We start from the raw sequence: 18,107 nt of genomic DNA on the forward strand, positions 1-18,107 counted from the left end.
GGTCAGCGGCCTGCTCTTCGAGCCACTCTCGCACGACGACGTCAAGGAACTGGCCGCCTTGCTCGCTCCGGTGCGCGACCACATGCGCTCGACGCCACCCCGTTCGGCCGCGCCTCGCCGCCGCAAAAGCGGTGCGGACGGCTGACTGCCCTCCCGCGCTGCGGTACGACGACGGGTGAACCACGTCGAGACTTGTCCGACGGTTTGTCCGCTTGCGCACCAGCCTTTGTCGTATGATGTGTCATATATCAGCTGAGCCGTCAGCCTCTTTCGCGTCTCTGTGTACGTCGGCGGACTTCACTTCCCGTCCTTTGGAGACCCAGTGGAATTCAATCGTCGTACGGCGCTGTCGATCAGCACGGTGGGCGCCGCCACAGCAGGGTTGTCCGCGCTCGGTGTCTCTTCGGCGGGCGAAGCCGGTGCGGAGCCGGTCGGTCCGGCGACCGAGACGATGCTCCTCACCGGCTGCGACGCGGACCACACCGTCGACTGGGACTTCCAGGTCACGGCCGGCCGGCGCGCAGGGGAGTGGAGCCGCATCCCGACACCGTCGAACTGGGAGTGCCACGGCTTCGGCAGCTACCACTACGGCGGTGACCTCGTCCCGGCGGAGAAGGGCAACTACCGCCACCGGTTCACGCCGCCGACGTCCTGGGCCGGCCGCCGGATCTTCCTGGTGTTCGAGGCGGCCATGACCGACGCCGACGTGCGCGTCAACGGCGTTTCGGCGGGACCGGTGCACCAGGGCGGCTTCTACCGCTTCCGCTACGACGTGACCGCCCTGCTGCGGCTCGGTGAGCCGAACCTGCTCGAGGCGACCGTCAGCAAGGAATCGGCCGACAACTCGGTGAACGACGCCGAGCGCCGCGGTGACTTCTGGAACTTCGGCGGGCTGTTCCGGCCGGTGTCGCTGGAGGCGTACCCGTCCGCGCGGATCGACCGGGTCGCGGTCGACGCCCGCGCGGACGGGACCTTCGCCGCCCACGTCACGCTTGCGGGCGTGCCCGCGGCGGCCCGGCTGACCGCCCAGCTGCGCCGGCTCGACGGCTCGGCCGTCGGCGGCGCCTTCTCGGTCGCCGTGGCGAGCGGAGCCACGGACGCGACCCTGACCACCACCGCGTCCCAGCCGGAACTGTGGACGGCCGAAACGCCGAACCTGCACCGAGTCGAGCTGACGCTCGCGAGCGCCGCCGGGGAGCCGTGGCACAGCGTCGCCGAGCGCTTCGGGTTCCGCACGATCGAAGTCCGGACCGGTGACGGCGTCTACGTCAACGGGAAGCGGATCGTCCTCAAAGGAGCGAACCGGCACACCTTCTGGCCGACCTCCGGCCGGGCCTCGAGCCCGCGCCTCGCCCGGCTGGACATCGGGCTGATGAAGGACATGAACATGAACGCCGTCCGGATGTCGCACTACCCGCCGGACGCGTTCTTCCTCGACCTCTGCGACGAACTCGGGCTCTACGTCCTGGACGAGCTGACCGGCTGGCAGCGCCGCTACGACGAAGGTGTCGGTGCCCCACTGGTCAAGGCGCTGGTGGAGCGCGACGTCAACCACCCGTCGATCCTGTTCTGGGACAACGGGAACGAAGGCGGCTGGAACGCCGCGCTGGACGACGACTTCGGGCGGTACGACCCGCAGGGGCGGGCGGTGCTGCACCCGTGGACGACGTTCAGCGGCGTCGACACCAGTCACTACCAGACCTACAGCAGCACCGCGAGCAAGGTCGCCGGCGGCACGATCTTCATGCCGACCGAGTTCCTGCACGGCCTTTACGACGGCGGCGCCGGAGCCGGCCTCGACGACTACTGGAAACTCATGGGCGGGTCGCAGCGCTCGGCGGGCGGGTTCATCTGGGCGCTCGTCGACGAAAGCGTCGTGCGTGACGACCGCGGCGGGGCCCTCGACACCAACGGCAGCCGCGCTCCCGACGGCATCCTCGGCCCGTACCGGGAGAAGGAAGGCAGCTTCTTCACGATCAAGGACATCTGGTCGCCGGTCCAGCTGGCCAATTCCGCGTACTACGAGTCGGTTTTCCCGGCGTCGTTCGACAAGACGGTGAAGCTGGTCAACCGGTACGACTTCACGAATCTCCGGCGGTGCCGGTTCACCTGGCAGCTGCTTGCTTTCCCCGTGCCCGGCGCGGGAACCGGCCACCAGGTCCTCGCCCAAGGTCAGGCGGAGGCGCCGGACGTCGTGCCGGGAGCCACCGGCGCGCTGGCGCTCGGCCTGCCCGTCGACTGGACCAGCGCCGACGCCCTGCAGCTGAGTGTCACCGACCCGACCGGCAGGAACATCACCGCCTGGACGTGGCGCATCCGCAAGGCGCCGGACTACGCCGCCCTCTTGGTCCGCCCGGCGACCACGGGGAGCGTGACCGCAGCCGAGACCGCCGGTGAGGTGACGCTCATCGCCGGGGCCACCCGGATCACCATCAGCAAGGCCGGCGGGCGGCTGAGCGGAGTGCGCCTGGGTAGCTCGCCGGTGTCGCTGGCCAACGGCCCCGCCCCGGCCGGCGGGGCGGCCACGCTCACCGGGTTCAGCCACTTCCGCGACGGCACCGGCTGGGTCGCCCAGGCGGACTACAGCGGCGACCTGGCGTCCGTGCGCTGGCGGCTGGACGCCAACGGCTGGCTGCGGCTGGAGTACCGCTACCGCGCCACCGGCGACCACGACCACCTCGGCGTGAACTTCGACTACCCCGAGGCCAACGTGCGGGGCCTCACCTGGCTCGGGGACGGGCCGTACCGCGTCTACAAGAACCGGCTGCGCGGGGTGCAGCCCGACGTCTGGCGCAAGCCGTACAACGACACCGCGACCGGAGCGAGCGGGTACCAGTACCCGGAGTTCAAGGGCTACCACGCCCGGACCTGCTGGGCCGTGTTGGAGACCACCGAAGGCGCGGTCACGGTGGTCGCCGCGGAAGAGGGCCTGTTCCTGCGGTTGTTCACGCCGAAGGTGGGGCCCGACCCGCAGAACGCCGTGGTGACCTACCCGGCCGGCGGCATCTCCTTCCTCGACGGCATCGCGCCGATCGGCAACAAGTTCCACGGCGTCGCGGCGCTGGGCCCGGAGAGCCGCCCGAACGCCGCCGCCGGCGATTACCACCGCACCGTGTACTTCCGCTTCGACGCGTGAGGCATCCCTGGCTGACCACAGTGAAAGGTCATGAGAATGTTCCCGTTGAAATCCCGTCGGCGGTCGCGCCTGCGTGTTCTGGGCGCGGTTTTCGCTGCCGTGGCCGCGGTGACGACGGTCGTGCCCGCGGCGGCAGCGGCGGCTCCCGGTGCGACCGTGGTCGGCGTGGCGTCCGGGCGGTGCCTGGACGTCGTCGGCAACAGCACTGCGCCGAAGACACGCGTGAACATCTACGACTGCAACGGCCAAGCCAACCAGGCCTGGACGTTCACGGCGGCGGGCGAACTGCGGGTGTACGACGGCGCGATGTGCCTCGACGTCGCCGGCGCGAGCACCACCTCGCCGGCCGACGCGCAGATCTACCCCTGCAACGGTGGCGCCAACCAGAAGTGGCGGATCACCACGGACGGCACCATCACCGGTGTGCAGTCGGGCCTCTGCCTGGACGTCACCGCGGCCGGCACCGCGAACAGCACCCTCGTCGGGCTGTACACCTGCACCGGGGGCGGCAACCAGAAGTGGCGGACCTCCCTCGGCGATGCCGTGCCGCCGAGCGTGCCGGGCAACCCGCGGATCAGCGACCTCGTCTGCGACGCCGTGACGTTCTCGTGGAACGCGTCCACCGACAACGTGGGCGTGGCGTTCTACGACGTCTACCACGACGGCCAGTCGATGAAGTCGGTGAGCGGGAGCACCCTCTCGACGAGCCTCACCGTGGTCGCCGGCGCGACCTGGGGCCTGTACGTCAACGCGCGTGACGCCGCGGGCAATGTGTCGCAGGCCAGCACCACGGTTTCGATCACGCCGCCGCAGTGTCAGCCGGACGACCAGGCGCCGAGTGCGCCCACGAAGCTCACCGGCAGCGCGTCTGGCACCACGGTGACCCTGAACTGGGCCGCGGCCACGGACAACATCGGTGTCCGGGCTTACGACGTCTACCGCGGTGGCGTCAAGGTCGGTGCCGTCACCGGGACCGCCACCGCGCCGCCCGCGACGACCTTCGTCGACAGTGGCTTGGCGGCGAACACGAGTTACCAGTACTACGTCGTGGCGCGGGACGCGCAGGCGAACGTGTCGCCGCCCAGTGCGACCACGACCGTGACCACCGGCGCGGCTTGCGGCGACTCGGTGTGCGCGGTGACGCAGATCGCCACCGACACCGACATCCCGTGGGGTCTGGTGACGCTGCCGGACGGCACCGTCCTCTACACCCGGCGCGACGCTCACGACATCGTCCACCTGAACCCCGCCACCGGCACCAAGACCAGCGTGGGCACGGTCCCCGGCGTGGACAACACCGATGGTGAGGGTGGACTGCTCGGCCTCGCCATCTCTGCCGGGTTCGCCGGTGACCACTGGCTCTACATCATGCACACCTCTCCGGCCGACAACCGGATCGTGCGCCTCAAGCTGGAGAACGACCAGCTCAGCACCACCACAGAACAAGTCCTGATCAGCGGGTTGCTGCGCAACAAATACCACAACGGCGGCCGGCTGCGCTTCGGCCCCGACGGCAAGCTCTACGCCACCACCGGCGACGCCCAGAACGGCGACAACGCGCAGAACAAGGCCGGCCTCAACGGCAAGGTCCTGCGGCTGAACCCGGACGGCAGCGTGCCCTCGGACAACCCCTTCGGCACCTACGTGTGGAGCTACGGCCACCGCAACCCGCAGGGACTCGCGTTCGACTCCCAGGGACGGTTGTGGGAACAGGAGTTCGGCGACGGAATCATGGACGAGACCAACCTGATCACCAAGGGCGGCAACTACGGCTGGCCGGCGTGTGAAGGCACCTCCGGAACGTGCGGCACCGCCGGCTTCATCGCACCCAAACGCACCTACCCCACCGCGGACGGCTCCTGCTCCGGCATCGCCATCGTCCGCGACGTGCTCTACGTCGCCTGCGAACGCGGGACCCGGATGTACCGGGAAGTGATCAGCGGTAGCGACCTGACCGATGTCCAGGCGTACTTCAACGGTACTTACGGACGGTTGCGCACCGTGGAGCCCGCCCCCGGCGGTGGCCTGTGGCTGACCACCACCAACAACGGCGACAAAGACAGCACCCCCGACAACAGCAACGAGAGGATCTTCCACGTCGCACTGGGTGGGTAGCGGAGCGCGCCGGCGTTGTGCCGGCAGAAACCCGTTCAGGCGGCAGCGTTCCGGCGGACGGTGCGCTCCAAGATCCCCAGGGTTGCTTTCAGGGCGGACTTCGGGATCACCGGGAAGGCGACGCGCTTGCGCCACCCCTCGCCGACTTCCGACCAGTCGTAGTAGGAAGTGACGAGAGTGCCGTCCTCGGCGAAGATGGCGCCGGCGGGGCCGGGATGAGCCGGGAGACCTCGATCCGTTCCGTGTCCTCGTCCGCGTGCGGCGTTTCCGCTGTGGCGATCAGGACCGCGCGACCGAGGGTGTGCGAGGACATGGTGAAGCCGAGGACGGCAGGGGTGGCGTCGGCCGGGATGGAGACGGACTCGACGTCAAGGGCGTGCACCACGACGAAGTAGCGGTGCGGGCCGTGCCCAGCCGGTGGGGCGGCGCCGATGAAACGCGCGAGGCGGGCGTCGTTGGGGAGCTGGAAGGCCCCCTCCGGCAGGCCCGAACCGGAGTCGTCGCCCGCGCCCTCGGGCAGTTCGGTGACGGTGGCGGGGATGTCGGCGACCGCCCAGTGCCAGAACCCGGACCCGGTGGGGGCGTCCGGGTCGTAGACGGTGACGGCGTAGCTCTTGGTGCCATCGGGAGCGCCGCTCCAGGACAGCTGCGGGGAGATGTCCTTTCCGCCGGGGACGCTGGAGGAGAGCTGCTCAAGCGACCAGGCGGCACCGTCGGTGATCGTGGTGCTGGCAACGGTGAAGGTGGCTGCCTGGGGGAGGCGGGCGAACGGGTCGTTGGCGCTCATCGCGTCGTTCCTTTTCTGCACGGTGGTGACGTGCCGAGGTTGGGGTCTCGCCGGGAGGTCCGGCACTCGCTCGGATCTCTTAATCGACCATATCACTAATAATCGATTATCTGTCGCTTCGTCTATGATCTGGGTATGACGCGAACGACGGGTGCCACGACCTCGCCGGGCAAGCCCATGCTCTCCGAGCAGGTCTATGCGAACCTTCGGGACGCGATCATGCACGGTGCCCACGCACCCGGTGATGCCCTCAAACCGCAGGATCTCGCCAAGAAGGAGAGCGTGAGCCTGGCCGTCGTGCGCGAGGCACTCGTGCGTCTGGTCGGCGAGGGACTGGCCGACCGGCTGCCGAACCGTGGCTTCGCTGTCCCGGCCTTCTCCGATCGTCGCTGGCAGGAGATCGCGGAGGCTCGGCAGGCCGTCGAACCTGTTCTCCTGCGCATGTCCATCGAGCGTGGTGACCTGGACTGGGAGTCTCGCGTGCGGGCCGCCCATCACCGTCTCGCCCGCACCCCGGCGTTCGTCCCCGAGGAAGGCGAGCACTACAGCGACGCATGGGCCGAAGCGCACCGGATCTTCCACCGCACCCTGCTGGAGGGTTGCGGCAACGCGATCCTTCTCGAGACCTTCGACCGGATGTGGACCGCGAGCGAACTCGCACGCCGCTGGTCGGCCCACCGCGCCCCCGGCCGGGACCACCTCGGCGAACACCGGCGGCTGGAGGAGGCCGGGCTGGCGCGCGATGCCGACGCCGCGGTCGCGGCGCTGGTCCAGCACGTCACCCTGACCGCGGCCGGACTGGCCGACCCCGCCCAGCGCGAACCCGCCACGCCAGCCTGACGCGCCTCGGCAGTCTGGCGGACCAGATCCTGATTGCCGATACCGCTTCACGCGAGCCGAACTCGATCGGGGCGGTGGCGGGAGAGACCTGCTCCGGCCCCCTCCTCGGATCGTCACTGGTCCCGAGGAGAACCGCGGCCCTTCGAACGTATCCGAGGCCGATGCAGGCACCGAGGGCACCTGCGCGGTGATGGCTTCCCGGCAGGACAGTGGGTCGTCCGAGGGCTGGACGGCTACCCGCGCCGGGCCGAAGACCGCCGCTCGCGCGAGGCACGCAGGTAACCCATGACCAGGAATTCCAGGTCGGGTTCGGTGCCCGCCCAGCCTTCCGGCGTCGGACTCGCCTCCCGCAGCAGCAGGGTGGACTGGCGCTCGGTGCGGGTCGCGCTGATCAGAGTTCCCCCCACGGTGGACTCGTCCGCGGCCGGACCGACCAGGATCCGGTGCCGCGCGAGGACATCCTCGATGTCGCCGTTGAGCTGAACCCGGCCCTCGTCGATCAGCAAGATGTGGTCGCACACCTCACGCAGGTCGCTGAGCAGGTGCGAGGACATCACCACGGTGGTCCCCCGGTCGGCGACCTCGGTCATGATGATCCGCAGCGTCTCGTCGCGGGCCAGCGGATCGAGGTCGGCCAGCGGTTCGTCCAGGAGCAGCAGCCGGGGCAGCCGCCCCAGTGCCATCGCGATGGCCAGCTGGGTCAGGACGCCCGCGGACAGGGTGCCGACCTTCGCGTCGTAGTCCACGCCCCCCAGCAGCCCGAGCACCTCGTGCACCCGGTCGGTGGACCAGCGGTCGTTCATGGCCGCGCAGGCGCGCACCTGTTCGCGTACCGTGAGGTCGCGGTAGAGCGGCCGGCTTTGCGCCAGGAACGAGACGTCCGGGTGGGTCCGCCCCCGCACGGGGGTGTCGAAGACCGTCAGGTCGCCGGTGGTCGGGCGGATGAGGCCCGCGACCATGCGCAGCAGGGTGCTCTTGCCGGCGCCGTTCGGGCCGATCAGGGCGACGACCTTGCCTTCGGGAATGGCGAAATCGCAGTCGCGGACGGCCCAGCGGGTGCGGTATCGCTTGCCCAGGGCCGTGGCGGTCAGGGGGTTCATGATCGTTCCTCGGCGGGGTAGTGCTCATCGCGGACCGCGGTGTACAGGGCGTCGACGTCCTCGACGACGAGGCCGTCCTGCCGGGCGCGGCGCATCCAGGCCGCGAGTTCCTGCCGGAGCGGCGCGTCGTCGCCCGCAGTGGCCTCGGAGGAAAGTGACTTGGTCACGAAGGTGCCCGAGCCGCGGCGGCCCTCCACCAGACCTTCCCGTTCCAGTTCGCGGTACGCCTTCAGCACGGTGTTGGGGTTGACGGCGGTCGCCTCCACCACCTCCCGCGCTGAGGGCAGCCGGTCGCCGGGGTTCAGCAGTCCGAGTCGCATGGCTTGTTTGGCCTGCTGGACGATCTGCATGTAGGTGGAGACCCCGGACCGCCGGTCGATCCGGAACTCGATCACGCCGGTCAGCATAAGTGCTCGCGCGGCTCACGGGTCTCCACCGTGCTCAGCTCTGCCGCCGCAGCACCCAGGCGGTACCGGCCAGCAGCAGGACCGCGACCCCGCCGAAGATGGCCACGTCGACCAGGTGCACCTGCCAGGCCTGGCTTTCCGGGATGAAGTCCGCGTACCTCTTGGCGAGACCGGACTGCGGCAAGCACGCCAGGTACGCCTCCTGAGTGTTCGCCGCTCCACCCGGTGCCGACTTGCAGGCTTGGATCAGGACCTGGGCCTTGTCCTCGGAGACCGGTTGCCCGGCGGCGTCGAGCCAGCCGTCGCCGATCACGAGGCTGCCGTCCTGGTACACGGTCACCGGCTGGTCGGGCGTGACTTCCAGGCGCTGGGCCGGAACCAGGCGGTCCACCAGGCCGGACAGGGCGAGGCGCACGACGACGAATGCGGCGAGCCCCCCGGTCATGGCCACCAGGGTGCGGCGGGTCGCCACGCCGAGGAAGGTGCCGAGCGCGAAGGCGAACAGCGCGTAGCCGACCGGTGAGACGTGCTCGATGCCGAAGTTGAAGGCAGTGAACGGGCCGTTCATGAACGGCCCCAGGATGCCGGCCGCGGACAGCCACCACGAGACCAGCGACTGGAGCACGATCAGCAGGACCAACGCGGGAGTGAGCGCGACGACCAGCTTGCCGAACATCCACCGGGTACGGCTCACCGACTGGGTGAAGGCCAGAACGTGCGTGCCCTGTTCCAGTTCTCGGGCGAACAGCGGCGCCCCCACGAAGACGCCGATCAGGGCCGGCAGGCAGATGATCGCGGCCCGCGCGACGTCGAACGGGGTCGACCACGCCTCCGCGAAGCTTTTCGCCGCACCGGCCGGAGAACACTTGTCGAGGGTCTGGGACACGCAGGAAGCGAGCCCCGTCGACGCGAGGTCGTCGAGCATGTTCGACCGCAGCAGGGCGATGACCCCGGCGCCGACGACCAGCACTCCGAGCATGGTCATCAGTTGCGCGCGGTGCAGCCGCCAGGAAACCCAGATCACGCCGCGTCCTCCCGAACTGCTTCACGCATGCGGTTCATGGCCAGTACGCCGAGCGGGGTGCCGCCGGCGCCGAGCCGGCTGACGTCCCCGGCCAGCAGGACTCGTCCTTTGTGGAGCAGGACGAGGTGATCGCACACGCCTTCCAACTCTGCCAGCACGTGCGAAGACAGCAACACGGTGATGCCCTGCGTCCTCGCCTCGGTCACCAGCGTGCGCAGCACGGTCTCGCGGGCCAGCGGGTCCAGGTCGGCCAGCGGTTCGTCGAGCAACAGCAGGCCCGGACGCTTGCCCAGGGCCAGCGCCAGCGCGACGCGGGTGCGCTGCCCGCCGGACAGGGTGCCCACCTTCGCCTCCATCGGCACCGCCCCCTGCGCGACCAGGTACTCGGCGTAGTGCTGGTCCCAGGTCGGGTTGGTCCGCGCCCCGAGCTTCAGCGTCTCGGCCACGGTGAGCTGCTGGTACAGCGGCTTCTGCTGGGCCAGGTAGGACACCGCGGGGTGCAGTCCCCTGCCCGTCGGCTGGTCCCCGAACACGGTGATCCCACCGGTCGTCGGACTCAGCAACCCGGTGATCAGCCCCATCAGCGTGCTCTTGCCCGCGCCGTTCGGGCCGACGAGGGCCACGATCCGGTTCTTCGGGATCACCAGGGACGTCTCCCGCAACGCCCAGCCCCGGCGGTACCGCTTGCCCAAGCCCGCGGCGATGGCTGGAAGCGCCTGGTCAGGTTGCCTCGGCAGGGTCACGGCCGTCTCCTTTCCGTCATCGACTGCCGCCAAGGTACCACGTTTCACTAGTTAAGTAGTGAACTTGAGTCTGTCAGACGCCGGCAGCACCTCGGCTGACGAGTCACCGGACGGCACGCACAAAGTCGTTCCGCGCGGCAAGAGCACGGGCCCGAGGTGCCGGGCGACCGCCGCCGCGACCTCGCAGAACCTCAGCACGGCCGGACGGTCGTCGGTGCGGCGACGCGCGACCACGGCGCGGTTCGGGCGGGCGTCGGCGATCACGGCAAAGCGCAGGAACGACTGCGGGAGCGCCGGAAACCTCCGTATGGTTTCCGGGCCGATGATCACCAGATCGGGCTCGTGGACGAGCGCGTAGGAAACCTCGATCGTCGAGCTGACCGGGTTTCCCGAGATTCGCGCTCTCGCCCCCCGTTCCGCTTCGAGCGTCCAGTAGGAATAAAGCTCGGGAGCAGGCGACTTGAACACCACGTCGGGTATCGGCATGTCCACGATGTCTTCGATTTCCACGTACTCCGCGTCGAAGAACGGGTTTCCCGTTCCCACGGCGGCAACGCGGCGATCTTCGAACAGTGGTGTCCAGGCGCAGAACTCCGGGTCCAGCGGCAGCCGGGCGAGGGCGATGTCGATGGTGTTGTCGCGCAGTCCGTTGTAGAGCCCAGCCGGATCCAGGGAAGAGAACAGCAGCTGGGTGTCCGGGTACGCCTTGGCGTACGTGGCCAGGATCGGTTGGGTCAGCTCACCCATAACTTCGGCCCACGGCAAGCCGACCCGCAGCACCGCGCGTCCGTCCGCACGCGCGGCGGCCCGTGCCGCGCGGACGCCGTCCGCCACGACGGCGAGCGCGTCACCCGCAGGCTCGAGCAGTGCCTCGCCGGCTGCCGTCAGCCGCACGCCGGGCATGTCGCGGTGGAAAAGCGGCGTACCGATGAGCTTTTCGGCCGCACGAATCTGCTGACTGAGCGCCGGTTGGCTGACGTGGAGCCGCCGGGCGGCCCGGGTGAAGCTCGATTCTTCGGCCACCGCCAGGAAATAACGCAGATGTCGCAGTTCCACAGCACTTGCCTCCCACCCCCAGTGCTGCCCTCACCGTACGCCCGGGCAGCCCGATAGACACCCCTTATCGGGCTATCCGGAACATGTCTTCGACAACGTCTCCCTCCGATGTCAGGGTCGGGTGACAGCATCACAGGCGTTCGAACCAAGCGTTCATACTACGAAAGGCAACGCAAATATGATCACGAAGACCAAATCAGGCCGCGCGCGCCGGCTGCTCGCGGTCGCGAGCCTGAGTGCCGCGTTGATGGCTGCCGCCGCGGGTACCGCGTTGGCTTCTACCCAGGCCACGGGTCTGCATCTGTCGCCCGGCGAGAGCCAGGACATGCCGACCTGGTTCTTCGGGCGCACGCAGGTGTGCTTCGGGAATCCTGAACCGGTCGGCGGCCCGGACGTGTCGTACATCTGGTGGTCCAGCACCTCGAACGGGAGCGGCAGCCTGCATCCGGGGGAGCAGTCCTGCATGGTCCGGTCGTTCGTCGGATTCCGCATCGGAACCCAGGACATCTCCCTGGATGCCCACCTCGACGTCTGGGAGCCGGTCGGTCCGGCCTAGCAGGCGATCATGCCTAAAACGGGCCGCCGCCGAACCGGTGGGATCGAAGCCGATCCCACCGGTTCCGCTGGACAGCGTGGAGTCAACTCACAAAATAAATGGCGCATTCTGCAGCTGAGCGAGAATTCAGAGAGTTTCTCGAGCCGGCCTTCACGGCACCGGTTCAGGGGAGGTCGGCCTCGGTCTGGCCGAGGACGAGCTAGTCGAACCGGGCACCGCCGCCTTCGGAGCGGAGGCCGAATCCGCGGATCGGGACCGGTTCGCCGCCCGACAGCGCCCACAGGTCCATCCGGACCTTCGTCCACCCGGCCGGCGGCGGGCCCGCGACTCGGTGTTCGGCGAGCACCGAGTAGTCCGGCCAGTCCGAGTCGCCCACGAAGGCGCAGTACGCCGGGGCGGGCCAGGGGTGGCCGAGCCGCAGCCCGATTCCCGTCGTCGCCGGGGACGTCGCCGTCCAGGCGAACTGCAGCCAGCGGTACTGGCCCGGCCGCGGGTTCTCGGCGATCGTGAAGTCCCAGTCCGGGATGGCGTGCCCGAACGGCGCGCGGTAGAACGGATGCGCCTCGCCCGCGCCGGAGAGCTCGAGGCACGTGCTGCCCGAATACGCGTCGCCCTGGTGGAAACCGAACGCCGGGAAGTACAGCATCGCCGCGAGGTCGCCGACGCGGTCGTCGAACAACGTCGCCCGGGCGCGCCGGGCGAGCACGTCGCGGTGGGAGGCGCCGAGCTGCTCGCCGTGGAACACCACTTCGCCGAGCCGGATGTTGCCGCCGGGCCAGCTGCCGCCGCCGGTCGTGGCGAACCGGAGCGGGCCGCCTCCAGGGGCTGGTCGAAGACGTGGCGGTTCAGCGGTTCGTCGGACAACAGCAGCGGGCCGTCCTGCCATCGCTCGGTTTCCGCGTCCCACCACTGAGCCCGGCGATCAAAGGGAAAGCTCGTCCGACGGCAGGCACGCGGCCTGTCGCTGGACGTCGTTATGTGGTTGTCGCCCCGGCGTCGCTCAGGTCAGGTGGTGGCTTCGAGCGGGATCCAGCGGTCGGCCCAGCGGCTCAACGCGTACACCGCGTCGTGCAGCTCGCGACCCTTCTCGGTGAGCCGGTACTCGATCCGCACCGGGGTTTCCGCATGGACGATCCGCTCCACGATGCCCTCCTCCTGGAGCTCTTTCAGCCGGTCTGTGAGCATGCGGTCGCTCAGCCCGGGCACGACCGCCCGCAGGTCGCCGAACCGGGTGACGTCGAGCAGCATCGCCCGCACGATCGCACCGGTCCACCGTTTCCCGATGACCTCCACGGCACGGTGATAGCGCGGGCAGAACGCGGTGTCGGTGATGTCCACGACCCAATACTAAGGAATCATAAGTTACTGCGCAACGGTAAGTCGGATCTACGACCGCGTCATCCGCAGGTTCAACCGGATGCCGAACTGAGGCTCGCCTTCCCCCACTGCCTTGCTGCGGTGGCAGCGGTGGTTCGATCACCGCTCACGCCCTAGATCACGACGATCTTGCCCGTGTTCTGCGGGAAGATCGGGTCGTTGTAGAAGAACTCGCCCTTCTTCGTGAAGATGTGCTTGAAGGACTGTCCCGGCATCAGGGTGCTGCTGTCGAACTCGTACTCGAAGAACGAGACCGCGCCGTGGGCGAACGCGTTGCCCGGTGGGTTGACGAACGTGATCTCCGTGCCCATCGGGACCGTCAGGTTCTGTGGCGACATCGCCGTCTGCGCCACCGTGTTCTCCGTCGCGCCGGGTGCTCCCGCGGTGGCGTCCCAGACCCGGCCCAAGGTGACGGTGTTCTTCGCCGCGGCGGCGGTGACGGCGGCCGCGCGGATCTGGTTGCGCTTCGACGGGGGAGCCGGCGCGGGCGCCGGGGCGACCTTGCCGCCGAGCTTGAACGCCCAGAGGTGGTCGCCCTTCGGGATGTCGGGGTAGGGCAGGCCGTTGCCGCCGGCGAACACCGCGAGGTACTGCTCGCCGTCGATCTCGTAGCTGATCGGGCTCGTGTGGACGCCCGCGCCGCACTGGAACCGCCACAGCTCCCGTCCGTCGACGTCGTTCATCGCCAGGAGGTTGCCGTCCGGGCCACCCTGGAACATCACCCCGCCGTCGGTGGTCAGGATGCCGTTGCCGTGGGCGAGGGACCACTCGCTGTCCTTGCTCCACACCAGTTCGTTGGTCCGCGGGTCGACCGCGGCAAGCCCGCCCGCGAAGTACTCGCCGAACGGACGCGCGGTGTTGACCCGGCCGCCGATGGTGTTGGAGTAGGCGGAGTTGATCAGGCCGTAGCCGACGTACACCCAGCCGGTGTTGGGGTTGAACGAGACGTGGGACCAGTCCGCGCCGCCCCCCGCCCCGGGGAAGATGATCGTCGCGCGGTCCCAGTGGGTCGCGAACAGGCCGCCGGTCGGGTAGAAGGGCACCGGGCGGGTCGAGTTGTCCAGCCGCGGCTCCTGCGGGACGAACGGGTCGCCCTCCGGGAAGGGCTGGGTGGGCGACGTCTTGTGCCGCGGGTCCTGCGGCACCGGACGTTCGGTGACGCCCTGGATCGGCTTTCCGTTCGTGCGGTCGAGGATGTAGTACATCCCGACCTTGCTGCCGTAGACGACGACCTTGCGCAGCTTGCCGTCGATGCGCAGGTCGATCAGGACCGGCGCCATGACGTTGTCGTAGTCCCAGATGTCGTGGTGCACGGACTGGAAGTGCCAGCGGCGTTTCCCGGTCTTCGCGTCGATCGCGACGATCGAGTTGGCGAAGAGGTTGTCGCCGCCGCGCGTCGAGCCGTTGGTGCGCGGGTAGGGGTTGCCGAAGGTCCAGTAGACGAGCCCCAGCTCGGGGTCGACCGCGGGGTGGATCCACGGCACGGCGCCGCCCGTCTTCCAGGAGTCGCCCTCCCAGGTCTCGCCGCCGAACTGTCCCGGACCCGGGACGGCCCAGAAGGTCCAGGCGATTTTCCCGGTGGCCGCGTCGAGAGCGTAGGCCCGGCCGCGGGCGCCGGTGGTGCTGCCCTGCATGCCCACGTAGACGAGGCCGTCGGAGTAGACCACCGCGCCGGCGAGGGAGCCGGTGGTTCCGCCGCACTGGCCGTTCGCCGGATCGCACGGCTCTGGCGTGCCCTGGGTCGGATCCTCGGTCAGCAGCTGGGTCTTCCACGCGACCGCGCCGGTCTTCTGGTCGAGCGCGTAGAGGATGTTCGCGCCCGAGGTCGAGAACACCTTGCCCTGGCCCAAGGCCACACCGCGCATGTTGGTCGTTTCCGTGCCGACGTTGGTCTTCCAGCGCACTGCGCCGGTCCGGCCGTCGACGGCGAAGACGTTCTGCTGGGTGGTCTGGACGTAGAGGACGCCGTTCTGCGCGACGATGGTGCTCTGCTGGGCCCGGGACGTGTCACCGCCTTCGAGGTTGACGTGCCAGGCGCCGCCGAGCCGGTTCACGTTCTGGCGGGTGATCTGCCGCAGCGGCGTGTGGTTCTGGTTGCCGAGGTCGCCGCCCACCTTCGTGAAGTCCCTGCCCGGCTTGCCGAAGGCGTCGGGCTGGCGCGGGGTGTCCACTGTGGCCGGCGCGGCGGCGGCAGGCCGGGCCGGGAGCACGGTGCCCGCCACGGCGGCTCCCGTCGCACCGGTCAGGAATTTGCGTCGATCCATCGGTTGAGCCCTCTCCGTTGAGGAAACGCGCGCTGCGACGAGATGATCCAGAGAGCAATGGTCCGTCTAGTGGTACTTGCGGACCGCTCGACGGTTGAGTTTAGAACCGGGCCGCGCGAGCCACAAGAGGATTCGCCTCTTGTTCGGCGCGCGCTGCGCAAGGTACTGTCGCGGAACACTAGACGGACCATCAGGACCGCTCTGTGGACCAAGCTTCGTGACTCGAAGAGGAGTTCCGGTATGCCTTCTGCTGTGGAAACCGTTGTGGCACAGGGAGACGAGCGAGTCCTCCCGTTGTGGTCGGAGCCCGCAATCGAGTGCTACGAGACTCGTCCCGAGGTCACCGCATACGCCGGCGAGAGCGGGCCGTGGCGGGCCCGCTGAGCCGGGCGGAGCTGTCCGACGCCCTGCTCCGCCTCGAGAAGCGCTACTGGGCTCACCACCCGTTCCACCTCCGGCTGCACGAAGGCGGCTGCTCCCCGGCGGACCTGCGCCGGTGGGTGGCCAACCGCTGGTACTACCAGAAGTGCCTGCCGCAGAAGAACGCCGCGATCATCGCGGCGTGCCCGCTGCCGGAAGTCCGCCGGGTCTGGGTGGACCGCATCGTCTTCCACGACGGCGCGAACCCGGGCGAAGGCGGCATGGAACAGTGGCTGAGCTTGGCGGAAGCGGTGGGGCTGAGCAGAGCGGAGGTCCTCGACGAGCGGCACGTGCTGCCCGGCGTGCGGTTCGCCGTCGACGGGTACCTGCACTTCTGCCGAACCAAGCCGTGGATCGAAAGCGTCGCGGCGGCGTGCACCGAACTGTTCTCTCCGGGGCACATGACCGACCGCGTCAACGCTTGGCGGGAGCGCTACGACTGGATCCGGCCGGAGGGCTTCGCCTACTTCGACCGCCGGATCCCCGCAGCCCGCGAAGACAGTGCCTTGACGCTGCGCCTGGTGCTCGACCACTGCGTCACCGCCGACCAGCAGGAGGCCGCGATCCGGGCGCTGAACTTCAAGTGCGACGTGCTGTGGGCCGTGCTCGACGCGGTGGACTACGCGGGGGCGTCATGACGGTGACCGCCGAGAGCCGCCTCGGGCTGCGCCGCGGCGTCCGGGTGGAGTTCGACGCCGTCCGCGGCCGCCCGGTGCTGCTGTTCCCCGAAGGGGTGCTGCTGCTCAACGAGACCGCGGTGGCCGTCCTGTCCCGGTGCGACACCCACCGCTCGGTGACGGAGATCGTCGCCGACCTCGCCACCGAGTACGCCGGCGTTTCCGCCGGCTCGGTGCTGCGGACGCTGGCGGACTTCGAGAACCGCGGCCTCGTGGGCGAGACACCGGACGCCCGCCCGGCGCCAGCTTCCCCGAGGACGTCGGCGGCATCGATCGAGCACCGTTCTCCGGTGCCCCTCGGCCTGCTCGCCGAGCTGACTTACCGCTGTCCGCTGCAGTGCACGTACTGCGCGAACCCGCTCAACCTCACCGACTACCGGGACGAACTGGACACGGCCACCTGGCTCGACGTGCTCGCCCAGGCCCGTGACCTCGGCGTCCTGCAGCTCCACCTGTCCGGCGGCGAACCCGGCCTGCGCCGCGATCTCGTCGATCTGGTCGCGGCCGCCCACCGGCTCGGCCTCTACACGAACCTGGTCACCAGCGGTATCTCGCTGAACGCGACCAGGATCGCCGGGCTCGCCGAGGCCGGTCTCGATCACTTCCAGCTGTCCCTGCAGGACGCTGAAGCGGCGCCCGCCGATCGGATCGCCGGGCGGGCGGCGCACGAGCGCAAGCTCGCCGTCGCCGAGGCGGTGCGGGCCGCCGGGCTGCCACTGACCATCAACGTGGTGCTGCACCGCGGCAACGTCGGGCACATCCCGGCGATCGCCGAGCTGGCCCATCGTCTCGGCGCGGACCGGCTGGAGCTGGCCCACACCCAGTTCTACGGCTGGGCCCTGCGCAATCGCGCCGCTCTCCTGCCCACGCGCGAGCAAGTCGACCAGGCCGCCCAGGACGTCGCCGGCGTCCGGGAGCGGTACGGCTACGAGGTCGTGCACGTCGCCGCCGACTACTACGACCCGCGTCCCAAGCCGTGCAACTACGGCTGGGGTGCGCGGCAGCTGACCGTGACACCCAATGGGCACGTGCTGCCGTGCTTGGCGGCGGAGACGTTGCCCGGGCTGGAAATCCCGTCGGTGCGGTCGGAATCGCTCGAGCGGATCTGGTACGAGTCGCCGGCGTTCCGGAAGTTCCGGGGCACGGACTGGCTTCCGGACCCGTGCGGGAGCTGTGCCTTGAAGGAAATCGACTTCGGGGGCTGCCGCTGCCAGGCGTACCAGCTGACCGGCGATGCGACGGTGACCGACCCCGTCTGCGACCTCTCGGACCACCACGACCTGGTGCTGGACAGCGTCGCGGGGTTGACGCCGGAGCCGGCCGTACCCCGGCGGATGTCATGAAGATCCGGTTCCTCGGCACGGCCGCCGGCGGTGGAGCGCCGCAGTGGAACTGCGGGTGCCGCGTCTGCGAGGCCGCTCGTGACGCGGACGTCTCTCGAACCCAGGACGGCCTGGCCGTCAGCGGGGACGGCGACACGTGGTACCTCTTCACCCACCTCAACAACACGAACCCGCTCGTCCTGCCGCAGGCCCCGGAGCTGGCCGAAGTCGCCGCCGTGGGCGCGGCCGTGGCCGCCGACGGACTGCTGCTCGAGCTGTAGCT

Annotated in this window: 15 protein-coding genes and 1 pseudogene; 7 read left to right on the forward strand and 9 right to left on the reverse strand. The window is 69.4% G+C overall.

Annotated features, from left to right (window positions below; translation table 11 throughout):
• The first annotated feature begins 322 nt into the window (after positions 1 to 322).
• Entirely contained in the window at positions 323 to 3,136 is a 2,814-nt protein-coding gene (locus tag CF165_RS13705) for a glycoside hydrolase family 2 protein (RefSeq protein WP_167441439.1), read from the forward strand.
• Between the two features lie 36 nt (positions 3,137 to 3,172).
• Positions 3,173 to 5,251, forward strand: coding sequence for a PQQ-dependent sugar dehydrogenase (locus tag CF165_RS13710; RefSeq protein ID WP_093947888.1), 2,079 nt, complete (start codon positions 3,173 to 3,175; stop codon positions 5,249 to 5,251).
• Between the two features lie 106 nt (positions 5,252 to 5,357).
• Here the strand turns inward: CF165_RS13710 and CF165_RS13715 are convergent, their stop codons facing one another.
• Positions 5,358 to 6,038, reverse strand: a complete 681-nt coding sequence (locus CF165_RS13715) for a YbhB/YbcL family Raf kinase inhibitor-like protein (protein ID WP_093947889.1) — start codon at positions 6,036 to 6,038, stop codon at positions 5,358 to 5,360.
• A gap of 177 nt (positions 6,039 to 6,215) precedes the next feature.
• Between CF165_RS13715 and CF165_RS13720 the strand changes: the two genes are divergently transcribed.
• Positions 6,216 to 6,878: a GntR family transcriptional regulator gene (locus CF165_RS13720; protein ID WP_158226786.1), complete on the forward strand. Its 663-nt coding sequence runs from the start codon at positions 6,216 to 6,218 to the stop codon at positions 6,876 to 6,878.
• Positions 6,879 to 7,111: 233 nt separating this feature from the next.
• Here the strand turns inward: CF165_RS13720 and CF165_RS13725 are convergent, their stop codons facing one another.
• From CF165_RS13725 to CF165_RS13745, 5 genes and pseudogenes are all read right to left on the reverse strand, one after another.
• On the reverse strand, positions 7,112 to 7,978 hold the full coding sequence (locus CF165_RS13725) for an ABC transporter ATP-binding protein (RefSeq protein ID WP_093947891.1): 867 nt from the start codon (positions 7,976 to 7,978) through the stop codon (positions 7,112 to 7,114).
• Positions 7,975 to 8,373, reverse strand: coding sequence for a GntR family transcriptional regulator (locus CF165_RS13730; RefSeq protein ID WP_205660856.1), 399 nt, complete (start codon positions 8,371 to 8,373; stop codon positions 7,975 to 7,977). The genes CF165_RS13725 and CF165_RS13730 overlap by 4 nt, the downstream gene beginning before the upstream one ends.
• Positions 8,374 to 8,419: 46 nt before the next feature.
• Positions 8,420 to 9,409: an ABC transporter permease gene (locus tag CF165_RS13735; RefSeq protein ID WP_093947893.1), complete on the reverse strand. Its 990-nt coding sequence runs from the start codon at positions 9,407 to 9,409 to the stop codon at positions 8,420 to 8,422.
• Positions 9,410 to 9,633: 224 nt separating this feature from the next.
• Positions 9,634 to 10,200: pseudogene (locus CF165_RS13740) on the reverse strand (ATP-binding cassette domain-containing protein); the annotation flags it as partial.
• Between the two features lie 3 nt (positions 10,201 to 10,203).
• Complete coding sequence (locus CF165_RS13745) at positions 10,204 to 11,208, reverse strand: LysR family transcriptional regulator (RefSeq protein ID WP_093947895.1); 1,005 nt, start codon at positions 11,206 to 11,208, stop codon at positions 10,204 to 10,206.
• A gap of 178 nt (positions 11,209 to 11,386) precedes the next feature.
• On the opposite strand from CF165_RS13745, the gene CF165_RS13750 reads away from it, so the two are divergent.
• Positions 11,387 to 11,764 (forward strand): hypothetical protein, encoded by a 378-nt coding sequence (locus tag CF165_RS13750; protein ID WP_093947896.1) that lies wholly within the window; start codon positions 11,387 to 11,389, stop codon positions 11,762 to 11,764.
• Between the two features lie 199 nt (positions 11,765 to 11,963).
• On the opposite strand, the gene CF165_RS13755 is transcribed toward CF165_RS13750, so the two are convergent.
• The 3 genes from CF165_RS13755 to CF165_RS13765 all read right to left on the reverse strand — a co-directional run bounded on the left by CF165_RS13755 (position 11,964) and on the right by CF165_RS13765 (position 15,405).
• Positions 11,964 to 12,512 (reverse strand): hypothetical protein, encoded by a 549-nt coding sequence (locus tag CF165_RS13755; RefSeq protein WP_093947897.1) that lies wholly within the window; start codon positions 12,510 to 12,512, stop codon positions 11,964 to 11,966.
• 257 nt (positions 12,513 to 12,769) lie between these two features.
• A complete protein-coding gene (locus CF165_RS13760; protein ID WP_240521581.1) occupies positions 12,770 to 13,102 on the reverse strand; it encodes a winged helix-turn-helix transcriptional regulator in 333 nt (110 codons plus the stop codon).
• A 152-nt stretch (positions 13,103 to 13,254) separates the two neighbouring features.
• Positions 13,255 to 15,405 (reverse strand): outer membrane protein assembly factor BamB family protein, encoded by a 2,151-nt coding sequence (locus tag CF165_RS13765; RefSeq protein WP_093947898.1) that lies wholly within the window; start codon positions 15,403 to 15,405, stop codon positions 13,255 to 13,257.
• Positions 15,406 to 15,773: 368 nt separating this feature from the next.
• Here CF165_RS13765 and pqqC point away from each other — a divergent pair, with 368 nt between their 5' ends.
• The 3 genes from pqqC to CF165_RS53635 are packed head-to-tail and all read left to right on the forward strand — an operon-like array spanning position 15,774 to position 18,105.
• On the forward strand, positions 15,774 to 16,463 hold the full coding sequence (gene pqqC / locus CF165_RS13770) for a pyrroloquinoline-quinone synthase PqqC (RefSeq protein WP_093947899.1): 690 nt from the start codon (positions 15,774 to 15,776) through the stop codon (positions 16,461 to 16,463).
• Positions 16,460 to 17,845: a pyrroloquinoline quinone biosynthesis protein PqqE gene (pqqE, locus tag CF165_RS13775; protein WP_093947900.1), complete on the forward strand. Its 1,386-nt coding sequence runs from the start codon at positions 16,460 to 16,462 to the stop codon at positions 17,843 to 17,845. Before pqqC ends, pqqE begins: the two co-directional genes overlap by 4 nt.
• Positions 17,842 to 18,105 (forward strand): MBL fold metallo-hydrolase, encoded by a 264-nt coding sequence (locus tag CF165_RS53635; RefSeq protein ID WP_093947901.1) that lies wholly within the window; start codon positions 17,842 to 17,844, stop codon positions 18,103 to 18,105. The genes pqqE and CF165_RS53635 overlap by 4 nt, the downstream gene beginning before the upstream one ends.
• The last annotated feature ends 2 nt before the right edge of the window (positions 18,106 to 18,107 follow it).

This window comes from Amycolatopsis vastitatis (genome assembly GCF_002234595.1).
Lineage (GTDB): Bacteria > Actinomycetota > Actinomycetes > Mycobacteriales > Pseudonocardiaceae > Amycolatopsis > Amycolatopsis vastitatis.

Bases quoted from the DNA above. Each gene is read 5' to 3' on its own strand.
- CF165_RS13710 (WP_093947888.1), top strand. From the start codon at position 3,173: ATGTTCCCGTTGAAATCCCGTCGGCGGTCGCGCCTGCGTGTTCTGGGC.
- CF165_RS13715 (WP_093947889.1), bottom strand. From the start codon at position 6,038: ATGAGCGCCAACGACCCGTTCGCCCGCCTCCCCCAGGCAGCCACCTTC.
- CF165_RS13720 (WP_158226786.1), top strand. From the start codon at position 6,216: ATGCTCTCCGAGCAGGTCTATGCGAACCTTCGGGACGCGATCATGCAC.
- CF165_RS13725 (WP_093947891.1), bottom strand. From the start codon at position 7,978: ATGAACCCCCTGACCGCCACGGCCCTGGGCAAGCGATACCGCACCCGC.
- CF165_RS13750 (WP_093947896.1), top strand. From the start codon at position 11,387: ATGATCACGAAGACCAAATCAGGCCGCGCGCGCCGGCTGCTCGCGGTC.
- CF165_RS13765 (WP_093947898.1), bottom strand. From the start codon at position 15,405: ATGGATCGACGCAAATTCCTGACCGGTGCGACGGGAGCCGCCGTGGCG.
- pqqE (WP_093947900.1), top strand. From the start codon at position 16,460: ATGACGGTGACCGCCGAGAGCCGCCTCGGGCTGCGCCGCGGCGTCCGG.
- CF165_RS53635 (WP_093947901.1), top strand. From the start codon at position 17,842: ATGAAGATCCGGTTCCTCGGCACGGCCGCCGGCGGTGGAGCGCCGCAG.